The organism is Pseudomonas sp. F220, from assembly GCF_057813935.1.
This window is the reverse complement of sequence record NZ_JBVASJ010000035.1, coordinates 32,559-47,392: the sequence shown is the minus strand read 5'-3', so window position 1 is coordinate 47,392 and position 14,834 is coordinate 32,559. Positions and strand designations below refer to the sequence as shown.

16 protein-coding genes are annotated in these 14,834 nt (G+C 55.4%); 2 read left to right on the top strand and 14 right to left on the bottom strand.

Annotated features, from left to right (window positions below; all coding sequences use genetic code 11):
• Positions 1-17: 17 nt before the first annotated feature.
• The 14 genes from ACZYSM_RS23695 to rpmH form a co-directional block, all read right to left on the bottom strand.
• The gene (locus tag ACZYSM_RS23695; RefSeq protein WP_489075176.1) at positions 18-554 is read right to left on the bottom strand and encodes a F0F1 ATP synthase subunit delta; all 537 of its coding nucleotides are present in this window, start codon (positions 552-554) and stop codon (positions 18-20) included.
• A gap of 12 nt (positions 555-566) precedes the next feature.
• On the bottom strand, positions 567-1,037 hold the full coding sequence (locus ACZYSM_RS23690; protein ID WP_489075174.1) for a F0F1 ATP synthase subunit B: 471 nt from the start codon (positions 1,035-1,037) through the stop codon (positions 567-569).
• Positions 1,038-1,094: 57 nt separating this feature from the next.
• Positions 1,095-1,352, bottom strand: coding sequence for a F0F1 ATP synthase subunit C (gene atpE, locus ACZYSM_RS23685; protein ID WP_019694395.1), 258 nt, complete (start codon positions 1,350-1,352; stop codon positions 1,095-1,097).
• 133 nt (positions 1,353-1,485) lie between these two features.
• Positions 1,486-2,355, bottom strand: a complete 870-nt coding sequence (atpB, locus tag ACZYSM_RS23680; RefSeq protein WP_489075171.1) for a F0F1 ATP synthase subunit A — start codon at positions 2,353-2,355, stop codon at positions 1,486-1,488.
• A 16-nt stretch (positions 2,356-2,371) separates the two neighbouring features.
• Positions 2,372-2,779 carry a F0F1 ATP synthase subunit I gene (locus ACZYSM_RS23675; protein ID WP_111448179.1) on the bottom strand — a complete coding sequence of 136 codons (408 nt, stop codon included), beginning with the start codon at positions 2,777-2,779 and terminating at the stop codon, positions 2,372-2,374.
• A gap of 148 nt (positions 2,780-2,927) precedes the next feature.
• The gene (locus ACZYSM_RS23670) at positions 2,928-3,800 is read right to left on the bottom strand and encodes a ParB/RepB/Spo0J family partition protein (protein WP_489075169.1); all 873 of its coding nucleotides are present in this window, start codon (positions 3,798-3,800) and stop codon (positions 2,928-2,930) included.
• Positions 3,801-3,809: 9 nt separating this feature from the next.
• Complete coding sequence (locus ACZYSM_RS23665) at positions 3,810-4,607, bottom strand: ParA family protein (protein WP_489075167.1); 798 nt, start codon at positions 4,605-4,607, stop codon at positions 3,810-3,812.
• An 18-nt stretch (positions 4,608-4,625) separates the two neighbouring features.
• Positions 4,626-5,270 carry a 16S rRNA (guanine(527)-N(7))-methyltransferase RsmG gene (gene rsmG / locus ACZYSM_RS23660; protein WP_489075165.1) on the bottom strand — a complete coding sequence of 215 codons (645 nt, stop codon included), beginning with the start codon at positions 5,268-5,270 and terminating at the stop codon, positions 4,626-4,628.
• Positions 5,267-7,159 carry a tRNA uridine-5-carboxymethylaminomethyl(34) synthesis enzyme MnmG gene (mnmG, locus tag ACZYSM_RS23655; RefSeq protein ID WP_489075163.1) on the bottom strand — a complete coding sequence of 631 codons (1,893 nt, stop codon included), beginning with the start codon at positions 7,157-7,159 and terminating at the stop codon, positions 5,267-5,269. The genes rsmG and mnmG overlap by 4 nt, the downstream gene beginning before the upstream one ends.
• Positions 7,160-7,684: 525 nt before the next feature.
• Entirely contained in the window at positions 7,685-9,055 is a 1,371-nt protein-coding gene (gene mnmE / locus ACZYSM_RS23650) for a tRNA uridine-5-carboxymethylaminomethyl(34) synthesis GTPase MnmE (protein ID WP_489075161.1), read from the bottom strand.
• A 79-nt stretch (positions 9,056-9,134) separates the two neighbouring features.
• Positions 9,135-10,817: a membrane protein insertase YidC gene (gene yidC, locus ACZYSM_RS23645; RefSeq protein WP_489075159.1), complete on the bottom strand. Its 1,683-nt coding sequence runs from the start codon at positions 10,815-10,817 to the stop codon at positions 9,135-9,137.
• A gap of 2 nt (positions 10,818-10,819) precedes the next feature.
• Positions 10,820-11,065 (bottom strand): membrane protein insertion efficiency factor YidD, encoded by a 246-nt coding sequence (yidD, locus tag ACZYSM_RS23640; RefSeq protein ID WP_074872215.1) that lies wholly within the window; start codon positions 11,063-11,065, stop codon positions 10,820-10,822.
• A complete protein-coding gene (gene rnpA, locus ACZYSM_RS23635; protein WP_027926203.1) occupies positions 11,058-11,459 on the bottom strand; it encodes a ribonuclease P protein component in 402 nt (133 codons plus the stop codon). The genes yidD and rnpA overlap by 8 nt, the downstream gene beginning before the upstream one ends.
• 16 nt (positions 11,460-11,475) lie before the next feature.
• Positions 11,476-11,610 carry a 50S ribosomal protein L34 gene (rpmH, locus tag ACZYSM_RS23630; protein ID WP_003213577.1) on the bottom strand — a complete coding sequence of 45 codons (135 nt, stop codon included), beginning with the start codon at positions 11,608-11,610 and terminating at the stop codon, positions 11,476-11,478.
• Between the two features lie 565 nt (positions 11,611-12,175).
• Between rpmH and dnaA the strand changes: the two genes are divergently transcribed.
• Positions 12,176-13,690: a chromosomal replication initiator protein DnaA gene (gene dnaA, locus ACZYSM_RS23625; RefSeq protein ID WP_489075156.1), complete on the top strand. Its 1,515-nt coding sequence runs from the start codon at positions 12,176-12,178 to the stop codon at positions 13,688-13,690.
• 39 nt (positions 13,691-13,729) lie between these two features.
• Complete coding sequence (gene dnaN, locus ACZYSM_RS23620) at positions 13,730-14,833, top strand: DNA polymerase III subunit beta (RefSeq protein ID WP_489075154.1); 1,104 nt, start codon at positions 13,730-13,732, stop codon at positions 14,831-14,833.
• The last annotated feature ends 1 nt before the right edge of the window (position 14,834 follow it).

Here is a 14,834-nt window from a genome sequence, read left to right as displayed (position 1 = left end):
CTGCTGCCCCTTCAAACTCAAGATTTCAATGCTTCGGCAAGGCTCGCGAGTTTTCCGCGAACCGAGCCATCGATAACCAGGTCGCCGGCGCGAATGATGACACCACCGATAAGGGTGGCATCCTCCGCAACTTGCAGGCGCACTTCCCGGTCGAGTCGTGCACTGAGAACCTTGGCGAGTTTGTCTTGCTGTTCTTGGTTCAATGCAAAAGCACTGATGACTTCCACGTCCACCGATTTCTCTTGTTCGGCCTTGTACAGGTCAAACAGAGCGGCGATCTCCGGCAGAAGCGGGAGACGGTCGTTTTCGGCAACGACGTGAATGAAGTTCTGCACTTTCACATCAAACTTGTCGCCACACACGTCGATAAACGTGGCGGCCTTATCTGCGCTCGTCAGTCGCGGGGCCTTGAGCACGCGCTGCATAGTGTCGTCTTGCGACACTGCTGCAGCCAGGCCGAGCATGGCTGACCAAGAGGCCAGTTGCTGGTGGGCCTGGGCGTGCTCGAAGGCTGCCTTAGCGTAAGGTCGGGCCAACGTGGTCAATTCTGCCATGATCGCCCTCGCTTAAATTTCAGCAGCCAGTTTATTAACCAGCTCCGCGTGCGCGTTTTGATCGATTGTGGCGCCCAGGATCTTCTCTGCGCCATTGACTGCCAGGCTACCCAATCGGGCGCGCAGCGCGTCTTTGACGCCGTTCAGTTCCTGTTCGATCTCGGCCTGAGCCTGCGCCTTCACACGTTCAGCTTCGACGCGAGCCTGATCTCGGGCTTCGTCGACGATCTGAGAGCCGCGTTTCTTGGCTTGCTCAATGATTTCAGCTGCCTGAGCTTTCGCATCGCGCAGTTGTTGACCCGCTTTATCTTGGGCCAACTCCAGGTCGCGAGCTGCTCGGCTGGCAGCGTCCAGTCCATCCGCGATCTTCTTCTGACGTTCGTGCAAAGCCGCGATGACCGGAGGCCACACGAACTTCATGCAAAACAGTACAAAAATGAAGAACGCAACGGACTGGCCAATCAGGGTTGCATTAATATTCACGCCAACACCTCGCTCGTTCGTTGTCCATCACCCAAATCAACTCGAAAAACCGAGTGATTAGTGAGCGAGTTGACCAACGAAGGGGTTCGCGAAGGTGAAGAACAGAGCAATACCAACGCCGATCATGGTTACGGCGTCGAGCAGGCCGGCAACGATGAACATTTTAACTTGCAGCATTGGAACCATTTCTGGTTGACGCGCTGCGCCTTCCAGGAACTTGCCGCCCAACAGGCCGAAACCAATTGCGGTACCCAGTGCGCCCAGGCCGATCAACAGTGCAACAGCGATAGCGGTTAGACCAACTACAGTTTCCATCTTTCCTCCCGACTTTTACGTCGTATGGTTTAGGTTTTTTAGATTAAAGCGGTAAAACAAAATCGTTTGATACATCACGCTTGCAGCACCCTCTCACGTCAGCGAGAGGGTCATCAGACACGCCAGGCGGGTCTTAATGGTTCTCTTCGTGCGCCATCGACAGATAGACGATGCTCAGCATCATGAAGATAAACGCTTGCAGGGTGATGATCAGGATGTGGAATACAGCCCACGCCCATTGCAGCACCACGCCCAGGCCGCTAAGCCAGAGCAGGCCACTGCCGAACATGACAGCGATCAGGATAAACACCAGCTCGCCAGCGTACATGTTGCCGAACAGACGCAGTGCCAGAGAGATCGGTTTGGCGACCAGCGTCACGAATTCAAGCAGGAAGTTCACCGGAATCAGCAGGGCTTGAAGGAAAATATTCTTGCTGCCGAACGGGTGCAGGGTCAGTTCGCCGATAAAACCGCCGATACCCTTGACCTTGATGCTATAGAAAATGATCAACGCGAACACCGACAGGGACATGCCCATAGTCGCGTTCGGGTCAGTGGTCGCAACGGCGCGGAAGACCAGATGCTGGTCCCCGGAAATCATTGCAGCCAGTTTAGGAATCCAGTCGACCGGTACCAGGTCGATAGCGTTCATCAGGAATACCCAGACAAAAATCGTCAGGGCCAATGGCGCGATCAACGGATTACGGCCGTGAAAGGTGTCTTTCACGCTGCCGTCGACGAATTCGATCAGAACTTCAACGAAGTTTTGCAAAGCACCTGGCTGACCGGAAGTCGCCTTCTTCGCCGCCATGCGGAAAATCAGGACGAAAATCAGACCCAAAGCCACAGACCAGCCGAGAGTATCGACGTGGAATGCCCAGAAGCCCATTGCTTTGGCTTCTGCTGCGGTGTGGGCAAAGCCCCAGCCGCCGGTAGGTAGCTGACCGAAAGTCAGGTTCTGCAAGTGGTGCTGGATATAGCCCGAAGCGGTTTCTGCTGCCATGGTTGCCTCAAACGCCCTAAGGTCTCGAAAGTCTTGTTTTCATAAGCAGGGGAGCGAACCAGCTGACCAGTTGGGTCAGCACGAAGACGCCAAATACAGCTAGTGGCGCCAATGGCTTCACACCTGCAAACGTCAGTGCAAACAGCACAGCCGTCAAAATCAGTTTGCCCGCCTCGCCAGCATAAAAAGACCGGACGATGGCTTGAGCTGCTCGGGCGCCGGAAAACCGAAATGCCCTGTGAGCGAAATACACATTGGGCAGCAAGGCTATCAGTCCTCCGCAGAGTCCTGAGTACCCGGCTACGACTCCATGCCAGTACCAGAGCGCCAAAGCGGCCAGTACCAAAACGACAAATTGAGCCAATAACACCGGAAAAACTGCCAGGCGATGGAACGGCAAGCGGTTTGGCGTGCGGCTTTCCATCGTTATTGCTCCCCAAAGATCGGCTGCCATAAGTCAATAACTTGGCATAATTTGTGCCGACAAAATGCGCGCAGAGTATAGGGGCGGTTCTGCCCCTATTCAACTGCCAGGTAGTGATTTCTGACTGCACGCTACATATGGAATTGTTTCAGCGGATGTGTGCGAGAACGCCTTGCAACTCGTCGAGGGAGTTATAGCCAATGACCAACTGTCCTTTGCCCTTCTTTCCGTGGCGGATCTGCACCGCAGAGCCCAGGCGCTCGGCCAGACGCTGCTCGAGACGCGCAATATCCGGGTCAGGTTTTGTAGGTTCAGCTGGCTCTTGTTTGCCACTCAACCACTGGCGAACCAGTGCTTCAGTCTGGCGCACAGTCAGGCCACGTGCGACAACGTGTCGCGCCCCTTCAACCTGTTGATTTTCCGGCAAACCGAGCAATGCACGCGCATGACCCATTTCCAGGTCACCGTGGGACAGCATGGTCTTGATCACTTCAGGCAAAGCAATCAGGCGCAGCAAGTTGGCCACGGTCACGCGGGACTTGCCCACCGCCTCGGCCACTTGTTGCTGAGTCAGCTGGAATTCCTGCTGCAAGCGCTGCAGGGCGACCGCTTCCTCGATAGGGTTGAGGTCTTCGCGCTGGATGTTCTCGATCAGCGCCATGGCGATGGCGGTTTCATCCGGCACATCGCGGACCATCGCCGGGATGGTTTCCTGGCCAGCTTGCTGACTGGCACGCCAGCGGCGTTCGCCAGCAATGATTTCAAAGCGACCGCCACCGATTGGGCGAACCACGATCGGTTGCATCACACCCTGGGCCTTGATCGACTGCGCCAGTTCTTCCAGCGCCTGTGGATCCATGTCCCGACGCGGTTGGTATTTGCCGCGCTGGATCAGGTCCAGCGGCAAATGCTGCAACTCGCGCTGGTCGGCCTGCACCGCTTGTTCTTCAAGCGAAGTGACAGTCGGACCACTCAGCAGTGCATCCAGTCCACGTCCTAGACCTCGTTTCTTGACGGCCATGGGGATTCCTTAAGTTGGCTGGGCTGCAGCGGTGCGTGAGTTGCGACGTTGACGGCGAACCATCTCGCCCGCCAGGGCCAGATAGGCCTGCGCGCCACGGGATTGTTTGTCATACGCCAGTGCCGGCATGCCATAACTCGGGGCTTCGGCCAGGCGGATGTTGCGCGGAATGATCGTGTCATACAACTGATCGCCGAAGTGTTCCTTGAGCTGCGCCGAGACGTCGTTCATCAGGCTCAGGCGCGGGTCGTACATCGTCCGCAACAGGCCTTCGATTTTCAGGTTCGGGTTGAGCAGTTCAGCTATGCGCTTGATGTTATCCACAAGGTCACTCAGCCCTTCCAGGGCAAAGTACTCGCACTGCATCGGGATAATTACCCCATCAGCGGCGACCAATGCGTTCAGCGTCAACATCGACAACGACGGCGGGCAGTCGATCAGAATGTAGTCGTAATTCTCGCGAATCGGCGCCAAGGCGCTGCGCAGACGGCTTTCCTTCATCTGCATTTCCAGCAGAACGACTTCCGCCGCGGTCAGGTCGCGGTTAGCCGGCAACAGCTGGTAACCGCCGTGTTCGGAGAAATGCATGGCCTGGGCCAGATCGCATTCACCGATCAGCAGGTCATAGACCGAGTTTTCCAGGCCGTGTTTATCCACACCGCTACCCATGGTGGCGTTGCCCTGTGGATCGAGATCGATCAACAGCACCCGGCGCTTGGTCGCGACCAGGGATGCTGCGAGGTTGATGCAGGTGGTGGTTTTGCCCACGCCACCTTTCTGGTTCGCTATCGCGAATACCTTAGCCATTCTTGCTTGTGTTCCCAATCATGCCGTGCGGCGCAGTATCAGCAGATGGCGTTGGCCTTGGCAACCGGGTACGGCCAAGGCGTGTTCGCTATCGAGGTGGAAGTCTGCCGGCAATGCTACCAGCTCATCGGCGGGATGAACGCCCTTCATTGCCAGCCAACGGGTATCGCGATCGCCTAGGTGGCGGGTCCAGTTGCTGAAGTTTTCCATGCTGCTGAAGGCCCGGGAGACGATCCCGTTGAATGGCTGTTCAGGCTGGAAGGTTTCGACGCGACTGTGGATAACTTGCAGATTATCCAGTTTGAGTTCGAGTTTGACCTGGGTCAGGAAGCGGGTTTTCTTGCCGTTGCTGTCCAGGCAGGTCACTTGCGACTCCGGAAACAGGATCGCCAATGGAATACCCGGCATGCCACCGCCGCTGCCCACATCCAGCCAACGACCGTTTTCGATGAACGGCATCACGCTCAGGCTGTCGAGCAGATGGCGCGAAACCATTTCGTCAGGGTCGCGCACTGCAGTGAGGTTGTAAGCCTTGTTCCATTTGATCAACAGGGCCAGATAACCCAGCAGCAACTCATGCTGGGCTTCAGTCAGGTTGACACCGAGCTGGCGAGCACCTGTGGATAACTCTTCGGCGTGTTGCGAGGTGACCAACGAACTCAAGCGCTTTGCTCCAACTGACGGCCCGCGCCGCGTTTTTTCAAATGAATCATCAACAGCGAAATCGCTGCCGGGGTGACACCAGGAATACGCGATGCCTGGCCCAGGGTCTCTGGACGAGTTATCCCCAGCTTGCTTTGGATCTCTTTCGACAGACCTGAAATATTTGTGTAATCGATATCCACAGGCAGTTTCGTGTCTTCACTGGCCCGCAGGCGAGCGATTTCGTCTTGCTGACGGTCGATATAGCCCGCGTATTTGGTCTTGATCTCGACCTGTTCGGCAACTTGCGGATCTTCGGCGCCGTCGCCAGTGATCGCAATCAAGCCAGCGTAGTCGATTTCCGGACGCGTCAGCAGGTTCAACAGGTTGTATTCGTGAGTCAGTGGCGTGCCAAATTTTTCGGCAATTGCATCTCCCTGCTCAGTACCTGGGCGAACCCAAGTACTTTTCAGGCGCTGCTCTTCCAGATCAATGCTTTCGCGTTTTTTGCAGAATGCTGCCCAACGAGCGTCATCAACCAAGCCCAGCTCGCGGCCTTTTTCGGTGAGACGCAGGTCGGCGTTGTCTTCACGCAGAATCAGACGGTACTCGGCGCGGGAGGTGAACATCCGGTACGGTTCTTGGGTACCGAGGGTAATCAGGTCGTCAACCAACACCCCGATGTATGCCTCATCCCGGCGCGGGCACCAGCTGTCTTTGCCTTGCGCACGCAGTGCGGCGTTGGCTCCGGCCAGCAAACCTTGGGCACCGGCTTCTTCGTAACCGGTGGTGCCATTGATCTGCCCGGCAAAGAACAAGCCGCCGATCACCTTGGTTTCCAGGCTGTACTTCAAATCGCGCGGGTCGAAGTAATCGTATTCGATGGCATAGCCAGGGCGAACGATATGAGCGTTTTCCATCCCGCGAATCGATTGCACGATCTGTATCTGCACGTCAAACGGCAAGGAAGTAGAGATTCCGTTCGGGTACAACTCGTGGGTCGTCAGGCCTTCGGGTTCGATGAAGACCTGATGGCTTTCCTTGTCGGCAAAGCGATGGATCTTGTCTTCAATCGAAGGGCAATAACGCGGGCCGATACCTTCGATCACCCCGGAATACATCGGCGAACGGTCGAGGTTCGCGGCGATGATTTCGTGGGTTCGGGCGTTGGTATGGGTAATCCAGCAGCTGACTTGCGCCGGGTGCTGTTCTTTCGACCCCATGAACGACATTACTGGAATCGGCGTATCACCTGGTTGCTCGGTCATCACCGAGAAATCCACAGAACGGCCATCGATGCGCGGCGGGGTACCGGTTTTCAGGCGACCGACCCGTAAAGGCAGTTCGCGCAGACGCTGTGCCAAGGCAATCGAAGGTGGATCACCTGCACGGCCGCCGGAATAGTTCTGCATCCCAATGTGGATAAGTCCACCCAAGAAGGTCCCGGTAGTTAATACCACCGAGTCAGCAAGAATTCGCAGACCCATCTGGGTCACAACGCCGCGGACTTGATCTTGTTCAACGATCAGGTCATCGCAGGCTTGTTGAAATATCCACAGGTTGGGCTGGTTCTCGAGAATCTCGCGGACAGCCGCCTTGTATAAAACCCGGTCGGCTTGAGCACGCGTAGCACGCACGGCTGGGCCTTTGCGGCTGTTCAATACGCGAAATTGAATACCACCTTTATCGGTAGCCATGGCCATCGCGCCGCCGAGAGCATCGATCTCTTTGACCAAATGGCTTTTACCAATGCCGCCAATCGCGGGGTTGCAGCTCATTTGCCCGAGGGTTTCCACGTTATGCGTAAGCAGCAGGGTTTTTGCCCCCATGCGTGCAGACGCAAGTGCAGCCTCGGTACCGGCATGACCGCCGCCGATGACGATCACTTCAAAACGGGAAGGGAAATCCACCACGCACCTCGTGCCTGCTTCTATGGGTTATTCGGATAGACCGGCAAGTATAGGGACTTCGCCCTTCTTAAAGAACCCTTTGCACAAAATTTAACCAGCTGTGGATGAATCACAGATAATAGAAATTAAAAGAGAGAGATTTATTAAATCTTTGTTTTTATGTTTATTTCTACTGAGCCTGTTTTCTGTGGATAGATTCATACAGGCCTTTATTTTCAATATGTACAGAGGTTTAAAAGTCTGTGGTTAGGTGGCAATGAGGCCATTGGATAACCGGTGTAAGCCTGTGGGTAAAAGTGATGGTTGTCCACAGGCAGGGTTTTCCTCAGTTTTCAGGCCCTGTTATCAACTGGGCCTAAGGGCAGTTATTCACAGGGCTTAATCCACAGAAAATAGGTTATCAAGGCAAATAGCGTCCACGAAAAAGCCGCCGAAGCAGATGAATTCCGCTCAGCAGTTCAGGAAGACGTTAGAAATGATGATGACAGACAGGCGCGAATGGCCTGTCTGTGGAGAAAAGAAGGGTTATTTGCCGATACAGAAGCTGGAAAAGATACGGCCAAGCAGATCATCGGAACTGAATGCACCGGTAATCTCGCCCAATGACTGCTGCGCCTGACGCAAATCTTCGGCTAGCAGCTCACCAGCGCCGGCAAGGGTCAATTGCGCACGACCGTGCTCGAGTGAAGTACTCGCATGGCGCAAGGCTTCCAGGTGTCGCCGGCGAGCACTGAAGCTGCTTTCCGAGGTCTGCTCATAGCCCATGCAGGCTTTGAGGTGATCACGCAGCAACTCCAGGCCTTCGCCAGCGGACCTGGCGCTCAGACTGATAGTCACGTGGCCATCCTCACTGACATCCAGCGCGATCGCTTCACCCGTCAGATCAGCCTTATTGCGGATCAAGGTCACTTTTGCCGGATCCGGGCGGTTCTCCAGGAACTCCGGCCACAGCGAAAACGGATCAAGGGCTTCAGGGGCCGTAGCATCGACCACCAGCAAGATGCGATCAGCTTCACCAATAGCCTTGAGCGCTCGCTCGACGCCAATCTTTTCGACCTGGTCATCGGTGTCGCGCAACCCTGCCGTGTCGACCACATGCAACGGCATGCCATCGATGTGGATATGTTCGCGAAGGATATCCCGGGTGGTCCCGGCAATTTCTGTGACGATTGCCGCTTCTCGTCCAGCCAGCGCATTGAGCAGGCTGGATTTGCCGGCATTTGGCCGACCGGCGATCACGACCGTCATGCCATCACGCAGCAACGCGCCCTGCCCGGCTTCACGCAGCACGGAGGATAACTCGTCACGCACGGTATCAAGCATCTTCAACACATGGCCATCGGCAAGGAAGTCGATTTCCTCCTCCGGAAAGTCGATCGCTGCTTCGACGTAGATACGCAGGCTGATCAGCTGTTCGGTGAGGTTATGCACACGCTGTGAAAACGCCCCTTGTAACGATCGCAATGCATTGCGCGCGGCCTGTGTAGAACTGGCCTCAATCAGGTCAGCGATGGCTTCAGCCTGGGCCAGGTCGAGTTTATCGTTGAGAAACGCTCGCTCGCTGAATTCCCCCGGACGCGCCAGGCGACAGCCCAATTGCAGACAGCGCTGCAGCAACATGTCGAGCACGATAGGCCCGCCGTGGCCCTGAAGTTCGAGCACGTCTTCGCCAGTAAATGAATTCGGACCCGGGAAATACAGGGCAATCCCTTCATCGAGGACTTCATCCTGCTCACTAAAGAACGGACCGTAGTGGGCAAAACGCGGCTTCAGTTCACGGCCGCTGAAAGCCTTCGCAGCGATGCTTGCCAGCGGGCCGGAGATACGGACGATGCCCACACCGCCACGGCCCTGAGCGGTAGCGACGGCGGCGATGGTTTCACGAGGGACGCTCATAACCCAATATCCAGACAAAAGTGACAGATAGCAAAACGCCCCACTAGGGGGCGTTTTGAGTGGTTATCAACAGAGTAAGTTACGCAGCGGCTTTTTTGGTAGCTGCTTCGATCTTACGTGTGATGTACCACTGTTGTGTGATCGACAGGCAGTTGTTGACCACCCAGTACAGCACCAGACCAGCCGGGAACCACAGGAAGAAGAAGGTGAAGATGATAGGCATCAACTTCATCACCTTGGCCTGCATCGGATCCGGAGGAGTCGGGTTCAACTGCTGCTGGATGAACATGGTTGCGCCCATGATGATCGGCAGAATGAAGAACGGATCCTTGATCGACAGGTCAGTAATCCACAGCATGAAGGGTGCCTGACGCATTTCCACGCTTTCCAGGAGAACCCAGTACAGCGAGAGGAAAACGGGCATTTGCACAAGAATCGGCAAGCATCCGCCCAGCGGGTTGATCTTCTCTTTCTTGTACAACTCCATCATCGACTGCGACATTTTCTGCCGGTCATCGCCATGTTGCTCTTTCAGAGCCGCCAATTTTGGCGCTACTGCACGCATGCGTGCCATGGATTTGTAACTGGCTGCCGACAGCGGGAAGAAGAGCCCTTTGATCAGCATGGTCAGGAAGATGATCGACCAGCCCCAGTTACCGACCAGCGCGTGGATATGTTGCAGCAACCAGAAGATTGGCTGGGCAATGAACCACAGAATGCCGTAGTCGACAGTCAGTTCCAGACCTGGGGACAACTCTTTCAGTACTGCCTGGCTTTTCGGACCCGCGTAAAGCGTAGCGGTTGTTTCAGCCTTGGCACCTGGCGCAACGGTCAACGCCGGGCCAGTGAAACCAATGATGTAGTTACCTTTGCTGTCTTTACGGGTCTGGACGATGTTGTTTTCGCCTTTCGCCGGAATCCACGCGGTCACGAAGTAGTGTTGCAACCAGGCAACCCAACCACCTTGAACGGTTTCTTTCAGCGAGCCCTTGTCCATGTCCTTCATCGACACTTTTTTGTACGGCTCGGAACTTGTCCACAGGGCTGCGCCTAGGTAAGTCGCGGTGCCAGTAGCAGTGCTGGAAGAAGGATCGGTGCTGTTGTCACGCTTCAATTGCGCGAACATTGCACCGGACCAAGGCTGAGCGCTTTGGTTGTCGATGATGTACGAAACGGCTACATCGTACAGACCGCGCTTCAAGGTGAAGCGCTTGATGTAATTGACGCCGCCAGCACTGTACTTCAGGTCGACGACCAGTTGGTCCTGACCGTCGGCCAGTTGATAAGTCTTCTTCTCGGACGAGAACACCGGACGTCCCGATGGACTGGCATCCGGACCGTTGGTGCCGATCAGGCCGCTTTGTGCCAGATAGGTCCGCTCGCCGCCGTTATCGAACAGCTGGAACGGAATTTCCGGGTGATCCTGACGACGTGGATACAGTGGCAGCGTCAGCTGGGCGATATCACCACCTTGTGGATCGATAGCCAGGTTGAGCACATCCGTTTTGATCTGGATGAGGTCTTTGTTTGCAGCCACCGGAGTTTCGGCGGGTGCACTGGTATCGCTTGCCGCGCGTGGAATGTCGTCACTAACAGAAGCGTTATTGCCAGTCGCCGTTTCCGGTAGGCCCGGAGCGGTAGTGCTGGCGGCAACATTCTGAGTCGGCAGGGCAGCCTGGCCATAGTCCTGGTTCCATTTAAGAACCATAACGTAGGACACGATTGCCAGGGCGACGATCAGGATCGTGCGTTTAATATCCATGATTACTCGGCCATCGAAGAAGAACGGGAGGTAGGGATAGATGGAACCGGGTCATAACCACCGGGATTCCACGGATGACAGCGACCTAAACGACGAAAGGCCAGCCAGCCACCGCGCAGAAGGCCATGATTTTCTATGGCTTCATACGCGTAGCAGGAACAACTGGGGTAGAAACGACAGTGACTGGCCATCAGGGGACTAATGGCATAGCGATAAAACTGGATCGGAACGAGTGCCAGTTTACGCATCGGGACTGTCTACCCCTACAGTTTCGGTTTTGACTGCTGGTACTGGCGTGCTGCGTGCCAGACGCTTCCAGAGTTTGCCGAAATGCTGAATCAATTCGGGGTTTTCTACGTCACCCAAACCTTTGCGCGCGACGATAACGATGTCCCAACCGACCAGAGAATCCTGGTGGAGGCGAAACGATTCACGCATCAGACGTTTGAGGCGATTGCGCTCAACGGAGAGCTTTACGCTCTTTTTCCCGATCACTAACCCCAAACGGGGATGATCAAGATCGTTGTTTCGCGCAAGGAGCAGGAGATTTTTCCCCGGAACCTTGCCGGTGGGGGAGTCAAAGACTGCCTTGAAATGCCGGGGTGTAAGCAGACGCTTTTCCCGACTGAAGTCCTGACTCACCACCAGTACCGGATTATCAAACTGCCAGACGCGCACGACCTTTGGCGCGGCGACGCGACAGGACTGCACGGCCGTTTTTGGTAGCCATGCGAGCACGGAAGCCGTGAGTACGGGCGCGTTTGATGGTGCTTGGTTGGAAAGTACGTTTCATGTCGTGTTACCTGGTTCGTCCACAACGGGCCGGAATGGCCCCCGTTTTAAGAGACCGGCGATTCTAGAGAAAGCAAGCCTCTAGGTCAATTTCCAACCAGCTTTTCCTTCAATTAGATATCTGAGGGGTTCTGCTGTCTGACAGAGGACGACTAGATATAAAAATAAAGAAGGGAATTATTTAAAGCTCTTCTGTAAAGCTTATAAAAGCTAGGGGCGCGATCTTCTGTGGATAAGTACCTTTAGCCCTTATACACCGTGATGTACAGAGAATGACAACCATGGTGAGAAACGGTGTTCTGCCTGTGCTGTGCTATCGGATAAGCTGTGTGTGGAATGCCATGTTATCCACAGGCAGGTTATCCACCGAGTTTACCCCCCACTTGTACAACGAGCTTAGGCAGGCTTATCCACAGAGCTTATGCACATACCATTGGTCGTGTTTTTTTAGGTTAAGGCGTTGATTCTTCGTGCCCTGTCAGCAACCTACATGTGGATAAGTGTGCGGCTGGCCGCTACAATGGCGGCTGTTTTTGCCTCACCGGCTTTCAACTTAGGGGATATCCGTGTCAGTGGAACTTTGGCAGCAGTGCGTGGAGCTTCTGCGCGATGAGCTGCCTGCCCAGCAATTCAACACTTGGATCCGTCCACTACAGGTCGAAGCCGAAGGCGACGAGTTGCGTGTCTACGCACCCAATCGTTTTGTTCTCGATTGGGTTAACGAAAAGTATCTGGGCCGCGTGCTCGAACTACTTGATGAGCATGGCAATGGCCCGGCGCCTGCGCTTTCCTTATTAATAGGTAGCAAACGCAGCTCGGCACCTCGTGCTGCGCCTAACGCACCTTTGGCTGCTGCGGCTTCTCAAGCCCAGGCTGCGTCGACACCTGTGGCCAATGCCCCAGCGCCGACTGCACAAGCCAAACGGACTACGCAAAAGGTTGCCCAGGTCAGTGAAGAACCTTCTCGCGACAGCTTCGACCCAATGGCCGGCGCCAGCTCGCAACAAGCTCCGGTACGCTCCGAGCAGCGCACCGTGCAGGTTGAAGGCGCGCTAAAGCACACCAGTTACCTGAACCGCACCTTCACCTTCGAGAACTTCGTCGAAGGTAAGTCCAACCAATTGGCTCGGGCTGCCGCCTGGCAGGTCGCGGACAATCCAAAGCACGGCTACAACCCGCTCTTCCTTTATGGTGGGGTTGGTCTGGGTAAAACTCACTTGATGCACGCTGTGGGTAACCATCTATTAAAGAAGAACCCGAATGCCAAGGTCGTGTACCTGCATTCCGAGCGCTTTGTCGCGGACATGGTCAAAGCGTTGCAACTCAATGCGATCAATGAGTTCAAGCGCTTCTACCGTTCGGTCGATGCGCTGCTGATCGATGACATCCAGTTCTTCGCCCGTAAGGAACGTTCCCAGGAAGAGTTCTTCCATACGTTCAACGCGCTGCTTGAAGGTGGCCAGCAGGTCATTCTTACCAGTGACCGTTACCCTAAAGAAATTGAAGGTCTTGAAGAGCGCTTGAAGTCGCGCTTCGGCTGGGGTTTGACGGTTGCCGTGGAACCGCCGGAACTGGAAACCCGCGTTGCGATCTTGATGAAGAAAGCAGATCAGGCAAAAGTTGATCTGCCTCATGACGCTGCGTTCTTTATTGCCCAGCGTATTCGCTCCAACGTACGTGAGTTGGAGGGTGCACTTAAACGTGTTATCGCCCACTCACACTTCATGGGCCGCGACATCACCATCGAGTTGATTCGCGAATCCCTGAAAGACCTGCTGGCGTTGCAAGACAAGCTTGTATCTGTGGATAACATTCAGCGCACTGTCGCCGAGTACTACAAGATCAAGATTTCCGACCTGCTGTCCAAGCGTCGTTCACGCTCGGTCGCACGTCCACGTCAGGTAGCGATGGCATTGTCCAAAGAGCTGACCAATCACAGTCTGCCGGAAATCGGCGATGTGTTCGGTGGCCGAGATCACACCACGGTCTTGCACGCATGCCGCAAGATCAACGAGCTCAAGGAATCCGACGCGGACATCCGCGAGGACTACAAGAACCTGCTGCGTACACTGACCACTTGATGAACACCAGCGCAGCTTATTAAGGCAAGGGACTAGACCATGCATTTCACCATTCAACGCGAAGCCCTGTTGAAACCCCTGCAACTGGTCGCAGGCGTCGTTGAGCGCCGACAGACCTTGCCGGTGCTTTCCAACGTGCTGTTGGTTGTCGAAGGCCAGCAATTGTCGCTGACCGGTACTGACCTGGAAGTCGAGCTGGTCGGTCGCGTGCAACTTGAAGAGCCTGCGGAGCCTGGCGAAATCACCGTTCCGGCGCGCAAGCTGATGGACATCTGCAAGAGCCTGCCAAACGACGCCTTGATCGATATCAAGGTCGACGAGCAGAAGCTTGTAGTGAAAGCCGGCCGTAGCCGTTTCACCCTGTCCACCTTGCCGGCCAATGACTTTCCAACTGTCGAGGAAGGCCCGGGTTCGCTGACCTGCACGCTAGCGCAAAGCAAACTGCGTCGTTTGATTGAACGTACCAGCTTCGCCATGGCTCAGCAGGACGTGCGCTACTACCTCAACGGTATGCTGCTCGAAGTGTCTGCCGGCATCATCCGCGCTGTGGCCACCGACGGTCACCGTCTGGCTATGTGCTCGATGCAAGCCGATATCGGTCAGCCGGATCGCCATCAGGTCATCGTGCCACGCAAAGGTATTCTGGAACTGGCCCGCTTGCTGACAGAACCGGATGGTCAGGTAAGCATTGTTTTGGGTCAGCATCACATCCGTGCAACCACCGGTGAGTTCACCTTCACTTCCAAGCTGGTTGACGGCAAGTTCCCGGACTACGAGCGAGTTCTGCCTAAAGGCGGCGACAAGCTGGTACTGGGAGATCGTCAGGCGCTGCGTGAAGCATTCAGCCGTACCGCGATTCTCTCCAATGAGAAGTACCGTGGTATTCGTCTGCAGTTGGCCAACGGCCTGTTAAAGATCCAGGCGAATAACCCGGAGCAGGAAGAAGCCGAAGAAGAAGTCGGCGTGGAATACAACGGCGGCTCGCTGGAGATCGGCTTCAACGTGAGCTACCTGCTCGACGTGTTGGGCGTGATGACTACTGAACAAGTACGCTTGATTCTGTCCGACTCCAATAGCAGTGCGTTGGTGCAAGAATCCGATAACGACGATTCGGCTTACGTTGTTATGCCGATGCGCCTGTAAT